The following is a 14,326-nucleotide window of genomic DNA, read 5'->3' on the forward strand; positions in this document are numbered from 1 at the left end:
CAATTGTGACGAAAGGCGCGTTCTCGGCCCGTAATGATGAATTGTCATACTCGCGAACGGGTTAAGGCGCGGTAGCCGCCGCCCGCCTGCTGACGAGCGACGCCGCCTCGACGATTAAGACTCGCAAGGCGCGCATTGAGCTATGATCTGGCGCAACAGGAAGCAACCCGCGGGCGCGAGCGAAGCAACATCGCCTGAGCAATATTGCGTGAAGCCGAACAAGGGCGGACATTTTCCCCGCGACGGCGAAGATGCGTGAACTAAACTTTTGCAGCCGCGTTGTTGTTGGGGCGCTTCGGCGGCGAGGCAGCATTGGGGCGCCCCGATAGCGGCGAAGCGCCTGTTCAGCACGCTCACAATCTTCCGGAGAACTCGTGGCGGAGAAGCAGCTGACGAAATACCGCGCAAAGCGTGACTTTGCCAAAACGGCCGAGCCGAGCGGAGAGGTCAAAATTCCCGGTTCGGATCGCCGCCGGTTCGTCATTCAAAAACATGCCGCGACCCGGCTTCATTATGATTTGCGTCTTGAGATGGACGGCGTCTTCAAATCCTGGGCCGTGACGCGCGGACCATCTCTCGACCCCCATGACAAGCGCCTCGCGGTTGAGGTCGAGGACCACCCGCTCGATTACGGCGACTTTGAAGGCACGATACCCAAAGGCCAGTATGGCGGCGGCACGGTCCAGCTGTGGGACCGCGGCTATTGGGTTCCCGATGGCGACAAAAGCCCTGAAGACATGCTCGCCGATGGCGATCTGAAATTCTCGCTTTACGGCGAGCGTTTACACGGGAGCTGGGTGCTTGTGCGCATGAAGCAGGACCGCACCGGCGGCAAGCGCGCCAATTGGCTTTTGATCAAGCACCACGATGAATATGCGCGGGAAGGCGACGCCGACTCCATTCTCGCGGAAGATCGTTCCGTCGCCTCCGGCCGGCCGATGGCGGCGATCGCCGCGGGCAAGGGCGCCGGCCCGGAGCCATTCATGCTGAGCGGAAGCGAGACGGCCGACCCCGATGCTGTTTGGGATTCGAACCACGGTCTCGCCGCCGATGAAAGATCGGGCCTGTTGGCGGGGGCAAAAAAATCCACCAGCAAGCCGGCGCGGAGCAACATCGAAGCGATGCCGGATTTCATCCCCCCGCAGCTTTGCCAGCCGGTGGCGCGGCCGCCATCGGGTGAAGGGTGGGCGCATGAGATCAAGTTTGACGGATACCGGGTGCAATTGCGCGTGGAAGGCGGAAAGGTCACGCTGAAGACGCGCAAAGGCATTGACTGGACCGGGAAGTTTCCGGCGATCGCGAGAGAAGCGAAGTCTTTTCCGGATGTGATCATCGACGGCGAGATCGTCGCGCTCGACGATCGCGGCGCGCCTGATTTCGCGGCGCTCCAGGCGGCTTTGTCTGAGCGGGAAACCGATAATCTGATTTTTTTCGTTTTTGACCTTCTGATCGAAGGCAAGAGGGACTGGCGTCCCGAGCCTTTGTCAAAGCGCAAAGATCGGCTGCGGCAATTGATTGACGGGCAGGGGCGGGGAAAAGACGCCCTCATTCGCTATGTTGAGCATTTTGCCACCGGCGGAGACGCGGTGTTGAAATCCGCCTGCCGCCTGGCTCTTGAAGGCATTGTTTCGAAGAAGCTCGATGCGCGTTATCGGTCCGGGCGCTCCGGCGCATGGACAAAATCGAAGTGCAGGGCAGGCTATGAGGTCGTCATCGGCGGATGGACGACGACCAATGGCAAGTTCCGCTCGCTCCTCGTCGGGGTCAATCACGGCGAGGCATTCGTCTATATCGGCCGGGTCGGCACGGGTTATAGCGAGGCGAAAGTGAAAACGCTGCTGCCCCGCCTCAAGGCGCTTGCGACGGCCAAGTCGCCCTTCACCGGCGCCGGCGCTCCGCGTAAGGACGCAACCATCCACTGGACGAAGCCCGAACTCGTCGCCGAGATCGAATTTGCCGGTTGGACCGGCGCCGGCATGGTTCGTCAGGCCGCCTTCAAGGGGCTGCGCGAAGATAAGCCAGCCGCCGAAGTTGAGGTCGAGACGCCAGTGCGGGCCGCTGACGTGAGCGCTCCGGAACCCGTGGCGCCGATCAAAGCCGTGGGAAGGCGCTCCGCCGCGGCCAAGACGGGCAAGCCCGTCGTGATGGGAGTCGTGATCTCAAATCCGGACAAAGCTCTCTGGCCGGACGCCGGCGACGGCAAACCGGTCACCAAACTCGACCTTGCCCGCTATTATGAAGCGGTGGGGCCGCGGCTGATGAGCCATATCCGCGGACGTCCCTGCTCGATCGTTCGCGCGCCGGATGGCCTTGCCGGGGAACAGTTTTTCCAGCGCCACGCCATGCCGGGAGCCTCCAACCTGCTCGATCTCGTCACCGTCTTTGGAGATCGAAAGCCCTATCTCCAAATCGACCGCGTCGAGGGTCTCGCCGCGATTGCGCAGATCGGGGGGCTCGAGCTTCATCCCTGGAACTGCGAGCCGTATCGCCCTGAAACCCCTGGGCGCCTCGTCTTTGATCTCGACCCCGGGCCGGAGGTGGCTTTTTCCGACGTCGTCGCGGCCGCTCGTGAAATGAAGGACAGGCTGAACGCCCTGGGCTTGGTCAGTTTCTGCAAAACGACAGGCGGGAAAGGGCTGCATGTCGTGACGCCGCTCGCCGCGCCTGAAGACAGCGAACCGACCTGGCCTCAGGCGAAAGAATTTGCGCGGGAGGTATGCCGGCGTATGGCGGGCGACAGTCCGCGGCGCTACGTCATCAACATGGCGAAAAAGCTTCGGACTGGCCGCATCTTTCTGGATTATCTCCGCAATGACCGGATGGCGACCGCGATCGCGCCATTGTCTCCGCGGGCGAGACCAGGGGCTACGGTTTCCATGCCGTTGAGCTGGATGCAGGTGAAGGCCGGTCTCGATCCCAAGCGATTCACGATCCGCACGGCGCCAGGCCTCATCGCCAAAAGCAAAGCCTGGGCGGACTATTGCGAAGGAGAACGATCACTCGGTGCGGCCATCAACAAGCTTGGCCGATCGAAGGTCGCGGCGTGATGCCCCCCGGCGGCGTCAAAACGTCTCGCGCCGAGAGCGCGGCCGCGCTCAAAGCGGAGCCGGATGCGCCGTTCCCAATTCCCCTGACGACGCCCCCGATGGAGGCGTTGAGCGCGCAGACGCTGCCGAAAGCCGATGGCGTCTGGCAATATGAGCCGAAGTGGGATGGGTTCCGGTGCCTTGCCTTCAAGCAGGGCGGGAAGGTCGAGCTGCGGGCGAAGTCGGGGAAATCGCTTCTGCGCTATTTTCCCGAGGTCGTCGCCTTTCTTGCCGATCTGCCGAGTCCCTGCTTTGTCGTTGACGGCGAATTGGTCATTGAGGTCGATGGGCGTTTGTCGTTCGAGGCTCTGCAAATGCGGCTGCATCCAGCCGAAAGCCGCATTCGCAAGCTCGCGGCGGCGACGCCCGCGCGCCTGACGCTGTTCGATATGCTCGTCGCGCCGGATGGAGCGATCCTGTTGAACGAGCCGCTCAGCCGGCGGCGCGCGGTCCTCGAGACTTTCATCGCGTCCGTCGGCGTTTCGAAAACGCTGACCCTTTCGCCGCGCACGCTGGATGACGCCGTAGCGGAAGGCTGGCTGAAGGCGGCGGGCCGCGGCGAAACCGATGGGGTCGTCGCCAAGCGTCTCGACGGCTTTTATGAGGCCGGACAACGGGCGATGATCAAGGTCAAGCATTTGCGCACAGCCGATTGCGTGGTCGGCGGCTTTCGCTACGAAAGCGGAGGCCAAGAAGTCGGCTCATTGCTGCTTGGCCTATATGACGCTGAGGGGAAGCTCAACCATATCGGCTTTACCTCGACCATCTCGGACGTCGAGCGCCCGGCCTTGACGCGCCAGCTCGAAGCGCTCCGCCAGACGCCAGGCTTCACGGGGCAGGCGCCGGGAGGTCCGAGCCGGTGGAGCACGGAGCGCAGCGGCGAGTGGACGCCGGTGAGGCCCGTCATGGTCGCCGAGGTTCGCTTCGATCACGTAACTGACGGCCGCTTCCGGCATGGGACGAAGCTGATCCGCTGGCGTCCCGACAAGGCGCCGCGGCAATGTACGCTCGAACAGATCGCTCCGGCGCAAGGCGCTGCTTGAGAGCCTCGGCAAAGGCCGCCGTCCTGGAGCATGGAGGAAAAACCAATGGCTCCGCGTTCATTCTGGAAAGGCTATCTGAAGCTTTCGCTCGTGACCTGCGCCGTCGCAATGGCGCCGGCGCAATCGGAGAAAGAAAAAATCCGCTTTCATACGCTGAACAGGAAGACGGGCCATCGGATTCAAAGCCGCTACATCGACGCCGTCACGCGCAAAGCCGTCGATGACGACGATGAGGTCAAGGGCTATCCGCGCGGCGACAATGATTATGTCATGCTGGAGGATGAGGAGCTCGAAGCCGTGGCGCTTGAGAGCACGCGGACCATCGACATCCAGATGTTCACGCCCAAAGAGTCGATCGACTGGATCTGGTACGATACGCCGCATTTTCTGACGCCGGACGATGAGGTCGGGGAAGAAGCCTATGCCGTCATCAGGGAGGCGATGAAGGCGACCGGAATGGTCGGGATCTCCCGCCTCGTTCTCTATCGGCGGGAACGCGCCGTCATGCTCGAGCCGCGCGATAAGGGCATCATCTTGTGGACCTTACGGTATGGCGACGAGGTTCGCGATGAAAAGCTCTACTTCGACGCCGTCGAGGATCTAAAGCTCGACCCGAAGCTGATGGCCCTCGTGAACAGGCTCATCGAAGAAAAAACAAAGCCTTGGTCGCCTGAAATGGCGACGGATCCGGTGCAAAGCCAGCTGCTGGGGATCATCGAAGCCAAGACAAAGGGCAAGCCTCCGCGCAGGGCCAAAGCCGATCAGGAAAAGCCCAGCAATGTCGTCAACATCATGGACGCTTTGCGGCAAAGCCTCGGATCAAGCCCCAAGACTTCCAACTCCAAGACTTCCAACCCCAGGACGTCCAAGCGATAAACCGTCAGCCTGCCTTTTTGCGCGGCGCTGGCGTTGCGGCCGCCTTGGAGGCGCCCCCTTTGCGAGCCCTTGACGGTTTCGCCGCCGGTTTAGCGGAGCGGGACGAAGCTTTCGCGCTTTCCCTTAACGCGGCCATGAGATCGACGACCTTGCTCGGCGCGAGCCTTTCGGGCGCCTTGATCTCGCGGCCTTCGAGCTTGGCTTTGACAAGCTCGGCGACGGCGGCCTCATAACGGTCGTCGAAGGTCTTAGGATCGAATTTGCCCTTCTTCGTCCGGATGATATGCTTTGCGAGATCGAGCATTTCGCCTTCGATTTTCATCTCCGGTATCTCGCTGAACGCTTCCTCGGCGGACCGCACCTCGTAATCGAAATTGAGCGTCGTGGCGATCAGGCCGTTCCCATGAGCGCGAATGAGAATGGACCGCAGTCTGCGAAACAGGACGGCTCTCGCTAACGCCGCGACCTTTTTCGATCGCATGGATTCGCGCAACAATGTGAAAGCTTCCTGAGCGACCGGATTGCTGGGGGCGAGATAATAGGGCCGGTCGAAGTAAGTGTCGTCGATGTCGTCGCATTTGATGAAGGCCTGAACGTCGAGAACCTTGTCGCTCTCTGGAATTACGGCGGCGATCTCCTCAGGCTCGAGCACGACATAATCGCCTTGTCCCATCTCATATCCTTTGACCTGATCGGCCGGCTCGACCGGCTCACCCGTTTCGCTGTCGACAAACTGCCGTTGCACGCGATGCCCGGTCTGCCTGTTCAAGGTATGGAAGGCGATCCGCTCCGATGTCGACGCCGCTGTGAAGAGCGAAACGGGGCAGCTCAATTCGGCGACCTTCAGAACGCCTTTCCAATTCGCTCGCGGCGCCATGCCTGTTTCTCCTTTCTGTTCGGAACGTCTCTCAGCATAAGCCGTTCCGCGTCGGCTGTCCTTGCTACACTCCGGCTTTGATGCATCACTCACCGCGCGCGCTCACGAGGCATAAGCTTGAGCAGAATCGCAAATCTCGAACCTGACCAAAGGAAGCCTTCCCTGGCCTGGTGGGCGCTGATCCTTGGGCTGGGGCTTGTTTCCATGCTGCTTTCAATGAGATCTCGCCTGTCGCCTCATGCGCCGGACGCCGCCCGCGAGACCCGCCTTCGGCCGAATGCTGAAACCTTTGCTTTAACCGGGCCGGGGCGGCATGCGCGCGAGGCGCTGGCGGGGCAGGCCGCCGATAGCCCCGCCGAAATACCGGCGCAGGGATGGAAACATATCCTGGGGCGGACTTGGCAGGGTCTCGGCGAAGACCGCATCCTGTTGGTCGCCGCCGGAATCACGTTTTACGCCCTGCTTTCTCTATTCCCGGCGCTGGCGGCGCTCGTATCGCTTTATGGACTTTTTGCAGATCCCGCCAACGTTGGCGGCCGCCTCGACAGCCTCGCAAGCTTTCTGCCGAGCGGAGCGCTGGATCTCATCGGGAGCGAAATCGGTCGCATCGCAGGCGAGGCCCATCACGCTTTGGGCGCGGCGTTTTTCATCAGCCTCGCTGTTTCGCTGTGGACCGCAAACTCCGGCATGAAAGGCCTGATCGAAGGCATGAACGTCGTCTATGAAGAAAAGGAGAAGCGCGGCTTCATCGGGCTTAATCTTCTCTCGCTGGCCTTCACCCTCGCGGCGATCGCATTCATTCTTCTGGCGCTCGGGGCTATGGTGGTTGCGCCCCTCCTCCTCGGCGACATTGGGCTCGGCGGAAGCGGCGACGCGCTCCTGTCGCTTCTGCGCTGGCCGCTCCTGCTTCTCGTCGCCCTCTTCGCATTGGCCGTGCTTTACCGCTTCGGGCCGAGCCGCCGCGCTCCGCGATGGAGATGGGTCACATGGGGAAGCGCGCTCGCAGCTTTCCTGTGGCTTGGCGGATCGGTCCTGTTCTCGTGGTACGTCGCCAATTTCGGCAAATATAACGCGACATACGGATCGCTCGGCGCGGCCGTCGGCTTGATGACCTGGCTTTGGCTGTCCGTCATCGTCGTTTTGCTCGGCGGGGAGCTGAACTCCAAGATCGAGCGTCAGAGCGGCCGGGACGCGAGCGCAACCGCGTCCGGAGCCAAATAGCGCGGGCGCGCATCCTGGACTAATAAAAGCTTGCAAGAAGGAGAAATGAACATGAACAAGCGCCATCTTGGCAGCCTGGAGGTTTCCGCTCTGGGTCTTGGCTGCATGGGAATGTCGGAATTCTACGGCGAAAGCGATCGAGCCGAGTCGATCGCAACGATCCATCGCGCCATTGAGCTTGGCGTCACCTTTCTCGACACCGCCGACGTCTATGGCCTTGGGCGAAACGAAGAACTGGTCGGCGCGGCGATCCGGGACCGGCGCGAGCGTGTCGTTCTCGCCACCAAATTCGGCAATGTCCGCGGCGTGGACGGAGCCTTTCTCGGCCAGAATGGCCGGCCCGACTATGTGCGCAAGGCTTGCGAGGCGTCCCTGCGGCGTCTGCGCGTCGACGTGATCGACCTCTATTATCAGCATCGGGTCGATCCGCAGACGCCGATCGAGGACACGGTTGGCGCGATGGCGGACCTCGTGCGCGAGGGCAAGGTGCTACACCTCGGGCTGTCGGAAGCCGCCCCCGAAACAATCCGGCGGGCGCATGCGGTTCACCCCATCGCAGCGCTGCAGACGGAATATTCGCTGTGGAGCCGCGATCCCGAAGACGAGATATTTGCGACCGTGCGCGAACTTGGCGTCGGCTTCGTCGCCTATTCGCCGCTCGGACGCGGATTTCTCACCGGTCAGATCAAGAGCGTCGATGATCTCGCATCCGACGACTACCGGCGCAATTCACCGCGCTTCCAGGGCGAGAATTTCGCCAAAAATCTCGATCTTGTCCACGAGATTGAAGCGATCGCCCGCGAGAAGGGATGCTCGCCGGCTCAGCTTTCGCTCGCCTGGGTGCTGGCGCAGGGCGACGATATTGTGCCGATCCCTGGCACGAAGCGGTGCAAATATCTTGAAGAGAACGTCGGCGCCCTCGACGTTTCCCTGAGCGCCGGGGAGCTTGAGCGCATCTCGCGCATCGCTCCTCCCGGCAAAGCCGCCGGGACGCGCTACGCGGCTCCGCAAATGAGCGCCTTAAATCGCTAAAGCTGTCAGCAGGGACCTGCCATGGCGTTCGAGACAGCGACGCAGGCGCTTGATCGCGTCAGCTTCCGGATGCTGTTGCGCAGGCATCCCATGACATCGTCGAGCGGCAGCAGCGTCCGCTGCCGGAACGCGACGATCATGGCTCCTTCGACCGGCGTCAGCACCGTGCTTCGGCGCTCGCGCGGCCCCATCGGCGCATCCGTCGTCGATGCTGAGAGTTCGGCTCGAACTCGCGGCGTTGTCCGGGCGCTCCCATGCCGATGGCATGCCGACCCCGAGCGCCGCCGTCGCTGTCGCTTCGAGAGCTAAGAGATGCAGGTTTTTCGCGCTCGCCACCCAATAACCTGACAATGCCGTGCGCAGCTCTGATCGCATCACAGCAAAATTTCAAAGGTCGAGAACGACGTCGCCTTGCGGCTGGCAGCAGCAGATCAGCGCATTGTCGCCAGCCGGCGAGTCAATTGGGTCGGGCCGATATGTGACGGCCCCCGCCACAAGCCCGGTGTCACAAGTGTGACAAACCCCCGTCCGGCACGACCATCGCACAGGCACGTCGCACGCTTCGGCGAGCTCGAGCAGGCTCTGGTAGCCCGACTCCCAACGAACTTCAATGCCGCTCCGGGCAAACGAGACGCGTGGTCCATTGCCGGGAGCCCCGGGCGGCAGATGAGGCTGCGGGCGCGGCGCCGCGGCGATGCCGGGAGTTACGGACGGACCTGAGCCGAAAATCTCGGTGTGGATGTTGCCGGCGGCAACCCCCCAGCCGGCGAGGCCGGCGGTCATATCACGCATGAAGGTGGGCGGCCCGCAGATGTAAAACTCAGCATCGCGCGGCGCCGCGGTCTCTCGGAGCCCATCCATATCCAAGTGTCCGCAAGCGTCGAAATCGACTCCCAACTGATCTTCGGCCGCAGGCGAACTGTAGCGAATGTGCCGGCGACTGTGGACCAAAGCTTCGAGGAGGGCGTCCGTCTCAACGGCAAAGGGGTGCTCACGACGTTCGCGAGTCCCGTACAGCCACCAGATTTCCTTCGTTGACGCATCTGCCGCCAAAGCGTGCAGCATTGCCAGCACTGGGGTGACGCCAATGCCGGCGCTTAGGAAGACGACAGGTCCGTCGCCCGGGCGAAGCGTGAAGCTTCCCCGGGGCGCGCTCACGTCAAGTACGTCGCCAACCTGCAACTCATCGTGGATGTATGCGGTGGCCCCTCCATGGGGTTCACGCTTTACGCTTACGCGATAGCGCTCGGTGCTGGGTTCGCCCGACAGCGAGTAGCTGCGCAAGAGCGTGGGCGCATCGGGCGCAGCCTTCAGCCGCAGAACGATAAACTGGCCCGGCAAGGCTCTGGTCAGGGAGGATCCGTCAACAGGCTCGAGAGTCAGCGAGATTACGTTGCTGCTTTCGCGAAACTTTCGCGAAACCCGAAGCGGGCGGAATCCCAGCCACGCCGGAACAGGTCCTGACGACGGAGCAAGCCCCGCGTTTCCTGTCGTCGCGCCGCGGCTTTGGTCCTGCTGGAGCAGGGCCTGGAAAGAGGCGCGCCAGCCGGCGCTCAGCGCCGGGATGCGAAGCGCGCGCTCCAACTGGCCGCGACTGTGACCGGGCATGTACAGCAGAGCGTTGATCTTGAAGATGGTCATGCGTTCGGGACCCTCGGCCACCTGCACGATCTCGTCGCCGGCCGCCACCTCGCCTTCCTGCAGAACACGAAGGTAGAACCCCGGTCTGCCTTGCGCCACCAGCAGTGCGGCCATCTGTGGCTCACTCATCCGCATGCCCACACGGTAACAGGTGACGCGCGGCTGCGTCACCTCCAACAACGCACCGCCGATCCGATATTGATCGCCGATGCAAACCTCGTCGTCGGACAGGCCGTCAACGGTAAAATTCTCGCCGAACTGCCCATAGGCAAAATCGTCTCGACCGAGCTGGCTCTGCCAGTAGCGGTAGGAGTCGATCTGATAGACGAAGACGGCGCGGTGCTCGCCTCCGTGTCCGGCGAGGTCTCCCTGCCCGTCGCCGTCGATGTTGAGACGACGCGCCATGCGTCGCCCTTGAACGGGCGTCTTCCAGACGGCGGTGTGAACAGTCCTTCCGCGCCAGTCGATATCGCGCGGCACACCGACGTTCACTGATAGCAAACGCGCCGTCACTTCCACCTCCCTCGCCGACAAGAGGAATGCCCATCGCCAGGCGTTTGCGCCCGATCTCTCCAAGCGGCTGCTGCGGGTTCCCGGTTCGATTGTTGGCGCGTAATGCTTGTTCATGCAAGCGTGCGAGGCACGGCGTGGGCACTCAAGTGTTAGAGTCGATCCACGAGGTATTTTCCAAGCCTACCGACCGACGTACGACGCGCTAATCTGCTCCGCTGACCGCCATGACATCTATTCGGTGCGCGGCGGGCCGGGTCAGGCGGACTCCATGGTTCGTTCCCGCCAGATCTCAAGCAAGGTCTGGGTCCCTGCGACGACGATCGGTCCCAGCACAACCCCCGAGGCGCCGAACAAGAGCAAGCCGCCGGCGACGGCGACGAAGGATGGCGCCGTGTGAAGCATCAGTCGTCTGCCGACGAGGATTGGGTAGACCACGTTGTCGACCAGACCGACGACGATGGTTCCCCAGACCGTGAGAATGATGGCGGATTGCAGTTCGCCGGTCAGGGCGAGGGCCGCCGCGGCGGGAGCCCAGATCACGAATGCCCCGAGGAAAGGCACTATACCGAGCAGACCCATCATCACGCCCCAGAACACCGGCGCGGGCAGATCGAGCCACCAGAACATCGCGCCGCCCAGACTGCCCTGCAGAACGGCGACCGCGACCGTGCCGTAGACAGAGGCGAAGATGGTGTTGGCGATCCGAGCGGTCAACCGGGTGAATTCGGCCTCAGAGAGTGGCAGGGCGCGACGGGTGGTGGCGATCGCCATCTCGCGGTCCCGCAAAAAATAGAAAAGGAAATAGAAGGCGAGCAGCAGGTTGACCAGGCCCGCGATGGAGCCCCGGACGAAGTAGCCGCTCCAGCCGGCGAGCCAAGCGGTGGCGGCCTGGATGAGGTCGGGGATGTTGAGGCGCTCGATGGCGGAGTGGATGGCCGGGGCGAGGTGAGGATAGTTGTCGATGGCGCGGGTCCAGTTACGGGCGTCAAATACGGCGTTGAGTCGGGGGGCGCTGCCGACGGCTTCGTTCAGCAGGAAGCCGATGGCGGTGATAGCGGGCGCCACAATGACGCCGGCGACGATGGCGAGAGTGGCGGCGGCGGCGAGCCCGCGGGCTCGCACCGCCTTGCGGATCCGGGTGTCGAGCGGAGCGAAGAGGATCGCGAGGGCGAAAGACCAGACGATGGCGGGGAGGAAGGGGACGGCAATCAGGTAGCAAAGGAGGGCCCCCATGCCGACCCCAGCGGTGAGGAGGATGGTGGAGAAGCGCTGGCGGAGAGTGGAATGTTCGTCGAGCATCGAGATTGCCTGGAAGGTGTGGCGACTGGGTGTGCCTGGGCGAGGTGCGTCGGCCAACGACGCCATTACCATAATACGGGGTGACTTCGAGCAGGGTAATAACTGCACGGCGCGTCAGCATCGCTCAGTGTTCCTTCAGAGCGTCATCCGCTCTTGCCAGTTCAGCCAACATTTTTTCCAGATGCCTGGTCGGGTCGATCGCTGCAGCAACAAGCGTACATCTTCAAAACCGGGCAAAAAAAGGATGTTTCGTGCTCGATCCAGCATCATCGGCCGCGGTGGCGGCGGTGTGACGGATGGTTTGATCCCGGGACGCGCGCCGCGCCCATGAACGAGTTGAAGCGTTCCCAAGAGGCGTGGCCCGCGGCGGCGCGAACGGATCGCCCTGGCGGTGCGGTCGTGGTACAGCAGTCGACCAGTGAATTGCGAGCATGCCAATGAGTAGCACGATCTCTCCCGGCCTCCTTCGTATCGCGTCGGCCTTTCCAGACCCGCCATTCGAGTTTCTGCAGGATGGCCAGCCCACGGGCTTTGACATCGCCCTCACGGGCGCGATTTGCACCCGGTTGGGGCTGACGCTGGAGCGTGTCCCGTTCACCGGCGCTGACTTCAACGATATCTTTCAAGGCCTAGCTGACGGGTCCTGGGATTGCGTCGCCTCGGGGGCGACCGTCACACCGGAACGGCAGGAGCGGGCCGACTTCTGCGATCCCTATGTCGTGTCGGGCCAAAGCCTCGTCGCGTGCGTGACGCGTGATCCGGGCGTCCGGTCAACGGGCGACCTCGCAGGGCGGATTATCGGGGTCCAGAAGGGCAACACCTCTGAGCCCGTCGCCGAGCGTCTCAAGTCAGAGGGCCGCGTGGCCGAGGTTCGGATCTACCCATATCACGGCATCGAGGAGATGCTCGACGATGTCGAGGTCGGCCGGATCGCGGCGGCCATGAAGCTGGCGCCTGTCACGCGCTGGCTGATCCGGACCCGACCCACCCTCCGCATCGTGCAGGAGGGGATCACGAAAGAGCAGTTGGCCTTGTCCGTGCGCCGGGGCAACGGCCAACTGCGCGATTCCCTGAACCACATGCAGGCGCAATTGGCCGCCGAGGGCGCGCTCGCGAAGCTCGTCAAGGAATGGATCGAGCCATGAGCCGCTGCGTCCGCCTCTATAGCGGTACGGATGGCCAGTCCCATGTCGAGGAATTGGAATGGCCTGTCGGGGAGAAGCGCCCGGTCCGTCTGGTCCACATCGAGGAAAGTCCGCCGGGATCGGCGCTCGATTGGCATGTCGCGCCCTGTGAGCAATATGTGGTCACCCTTTTAGGGATGCTCGAGTTCACGACGCGCGACGGGGAGACTTTCATCCTCGCTCCGGGAGACGTGCTCCTCGCTGACGACACCACGGGATCGGGTCACCGCTGGCGCCTGATCGACGCTTCGCCGTGGCGCAGAATGTATGTGGAGTTCGTTCGGTCGTGAGAATGGGCAATTCCCCTTCGCGAGGCTGGCGCGGCGCTCGAGCTTTGGCCTGCCGCCAGTAGGTCTGCTTTGAGATGAAGCGCCAAGGTTCGTTGCTGGGTCGGAAGGAGCCGTCTGTTCAAGCGCCCGCCTCTGCTTCGATCCGTCCGTCGCCAGGAAACTGACGGACGGCTCCCGGCCCCTTTCGGATGGCCAAGCGCGTGCGAACGGCCTCGGCCGTCAACCTCGAATGCTCAGTCTATAATCGACGCGCGGTGAGTGGCCGAAAAGCGCTTTATAAGCGCGGCTGAATGCGGCCTCCGACTCGTAGCCGATGCTAAACCCGATTTCGCCGACCCGCGCGTCGCGCTTGCTCAGCAGGTCCCGTGCTAGCGCCAAGCGCCACTCATTATGGTAGCGCAGCGGCGCACGGCCTACCAAGGCGGTGAAGCGCTCACAAAAGCTGGAGCGGGACATTCCTGCAATAGCCGCGAGGGTCTCGATGCTCCACCGCTGCATGGGCCGCTCATGAATGGCCTTCAGAGCATTTGCGATGCGCACATCGGCAAGTCCTCCTAACCATCCGGATGCGGGCCCTTGATGGACCCAACTGCGCAATGTGCGGATGACCACCAAGTCGATCAGTCGGGAGACCATCAAGGCGGCGCCAGGCTGAATATCGCCGGCCTCGAGCATCAGGAAATGCACGATCCCCTCCAGCCAGCCCGCGCCCTCCGCCTGTCGGATGTGGATGCATCCAGGCAGGGCGGACACCATCCCGCGGAGGCTGTCCGGATCGAACCGGAAGCGGCAAAGGACCATGGTCGCGGGGGCGCCCGAGGCCGTCAGTCGCAGGTCGCCCGCGCCACGCGGCAACATCACAAGATCGCCCGTATCCATGACCATGGGCCCGCTCTCCTCGCCCTCGATGCGCAGGGCCCCCTGGGTCACGATGCAGACGTGCGCGGCCTCGGCTTCCAAATCCAAGCGGCCCTCCGGCGTGAGGGCGCGGGAATAGACGTGGTCTCCCGTGAGGTGGATTTGCGCCAGCACGCGCGACAGCAGATCGGTCGATGCGGGACTGTCGACTTCCACTTCCGGACGAATGGTCAAATTTTCCGGTAGTTCAGTCATGGCCATGACCACCCCATTGAATCTATCAATGCGCCGTGCAGAGTGCTTAACTACATGGAAATATGCACTTTTCTAAGCAAACCGTAATTGTTTTCCCGCGTCAAGTTGCTTTGATCGGAAATGTTCTGATCTACCGGCTTGATCGCCCTGT

At 62.7% G+C, this 14,326-nt stretch carries 11 protein-coding genes and 1 pseudogene; 7 read left to right on the forward strand and 5 right to left on the reverse strand.

The annotated features are described in order from the left end of the window. Nucleotides 1-374: 374 nt before the first annotated feature. From ligD to SIN04_RS15340, 3 genes are read left to right on the forward strand one after another with little or no spacing between them, the layout of a single operon-like run. Nucleotides 375-3,047: a DNA ligase D gene (gene ligD, locus SIN04_RS15330; RefSeq protein WP_341264033.1), complete on the forward strand. Its 2,673-nt coding sequence runs from the start codon at nucleotides 375-377 to the stop codon at nucleotides 3,045-3,047. Next, nucleotides 3,047-4,129 (forward strand): ATP-dependent DNA ligase, encoded by a 1,083-nt coding sequence (locus tag SIN04_RS15335; protein ID WP_134490568.1) that lies wholly within the window; start codon nucleotides 3,047-3,049, stop codon nucleotides 4,127-4,129. Before ligD ends, SIN04_RS15335 begins: the two co-directional genes overlap by 1 nt. 45 nt (nucleotides 4,130-4,174) lie before the next feature. Next, nucleotides 4,175-5,005 carry a Ku protein gene (locus SIN04_RS15340; RefSeq protein WP_341264034.1) on the forward strand — a complete coding sequence of 277 codons (831 nt, stop codon included), beginning with the start codon at nucleotides 4,175-4,177 and terminating at the stop codon, nucleotides 5,003-5,005. 4 nt (nucleotides 5,006-5,009) lie between these two features. On the opposite strand, the gene SIN04_RS15345 is transcribed toward SIN04_RS15340, so the two are convergent. Then, nucleotides 5,010-5,882, reverse strand: coding sequence for a Ku protein (locus SIN04_RS15345; protein WP_341264035.1), 873 nt, complete (start codon nucleotides 5,880-5,882; stop codon nucleotides 5,010-5,012). Nucleotides 5,883-5,999: 117 nt separating this feature from the next. Between SIN04_RS15345 and SIN04_RS15350 the strand changes: the two genes are divergently transcribed. Together SIN04_RS15350 and SIN04_RS15355 are read left to right on the forward strand one after the other, a co-directional pair. Next, entirely contained in the window at nucleotides 6,000-7,103 is a 1,104-nt protein-coding gene (locus SIN04_RS15350; protein WP_134490570.1) for a YihY/virulence factor BrkB family protein, read from the forward strand. 51 nt (nucleotides 7,104-7,154) lie between these two features. Further along, nucleotides 7,155-8,135, forward strand: a complete 981-nt coding sequence (locus SIN04_RS15355; RefSeq protein WP_341264036.1) for an aldo/keto reductase — start codon at nucleotides 7,155-7,157, stop codon at nucleotides 8,133-8,135. Nucleotides 8,136-8,141: 6 nt separating this feature from the next. Here the strand turns inward: SIN04_RS15355 and SIN04_RS15360 are convergent. The 3 genes and pseudogenes from SIN04_RS15360 to SIN04_RS15370 all read right to left on the reverse strand — a co-directional run. Next, a pseudogene (locus SIN04_RS15360) lies at nucleotides 8,142-8,392 on the reverse strand (IS481 family transposase); the annotation flags it as partial. Between the two features lie 130 nt (nucleotides 8,393-8,522). After that, nucleotides 8,523-10,289 (reverse strand): MOSC and FAD-binding oxidoreductase domain-containing protein, encoded by a 1,767-nt coding sequence (locus SIN04_RS15365; protein WP_244605830.1) that lies wholly within the window; start codon nucleotides 10,287-10,289, stop codon nucleotides 8,523-8,525. Between the two features lie 255 nt (nucleotides 10,290-10,544). Beyond that, a complete protein-coding gene (locus SIN04_RS15370) occupies nucleotides 10,545-11,588 on the reverse strand; it encodes an AI-2E family transporter (protein ID WP_166795955.1) in 1,044 nt (347 codons plus the stop codon). A 437-nt stretch (nucleotides 11,589-12,025) separates the two neighbouring features. On the opposite strand from SIN04_RS15370, the gene SIN04_RS15375 reads away from it, so the two are divergent. Then, nucleotides 12,026-12,733, forward strand: a complete 708-nt coding sequence (locus SIN04_RS15375) for an ABC transporter substrate-binding protein (RefSeq protein WP_134490576.1) — start codon at nucleotides 12,026-12,028, stop codon at nucleotides 12,731-12,733. Beyond that, nucleotides 12,730-13,062, forward strand: a complete 333-nt coding sequence (locus SIN04_RS15380) for a hypothetical protein (RefSeq protein ID WP_166795956.1) — start codon at nucleotides 12,730-12,732, stop codon at nucleotides 13,060-13,062. Before SIN04_RS15375 ends, SIN04_RS15380 begins: the two co-directional genes overlap by 4 nt. A gap of 219 nt (nucleotides 13,063-13,281) precedes the next feature. Here the strand turns inward: SIN04_RS15380 and SIN04_RS15385 are convergent, their stop codons facing one another. Beyond that, the gene (locus SIN04_RS15385; protein ID WP_134492575.1) at nucleotides 13,282-14,175 is read right to left on the reverse strand and encodes an AraC family transcriptional regulator; all 894 of its coding nucleotides are present in this window, start codon (nucleotides 14,173-14,175) and stop codon (nucleotides 13,282-13,284) included. Nucleotides 14,176-14,326 lie beyond the last annotated feature (151 nt).

This window comes from Methylocella tundrae (genome assembly GCF_038024855.1).
GTDB lineage: Bacteria > Pseudomonadota > Alphaproteobacteria > Rhizobiales > Beijerinckiaceae > Methylocapsa > Methylocapsa tundrae.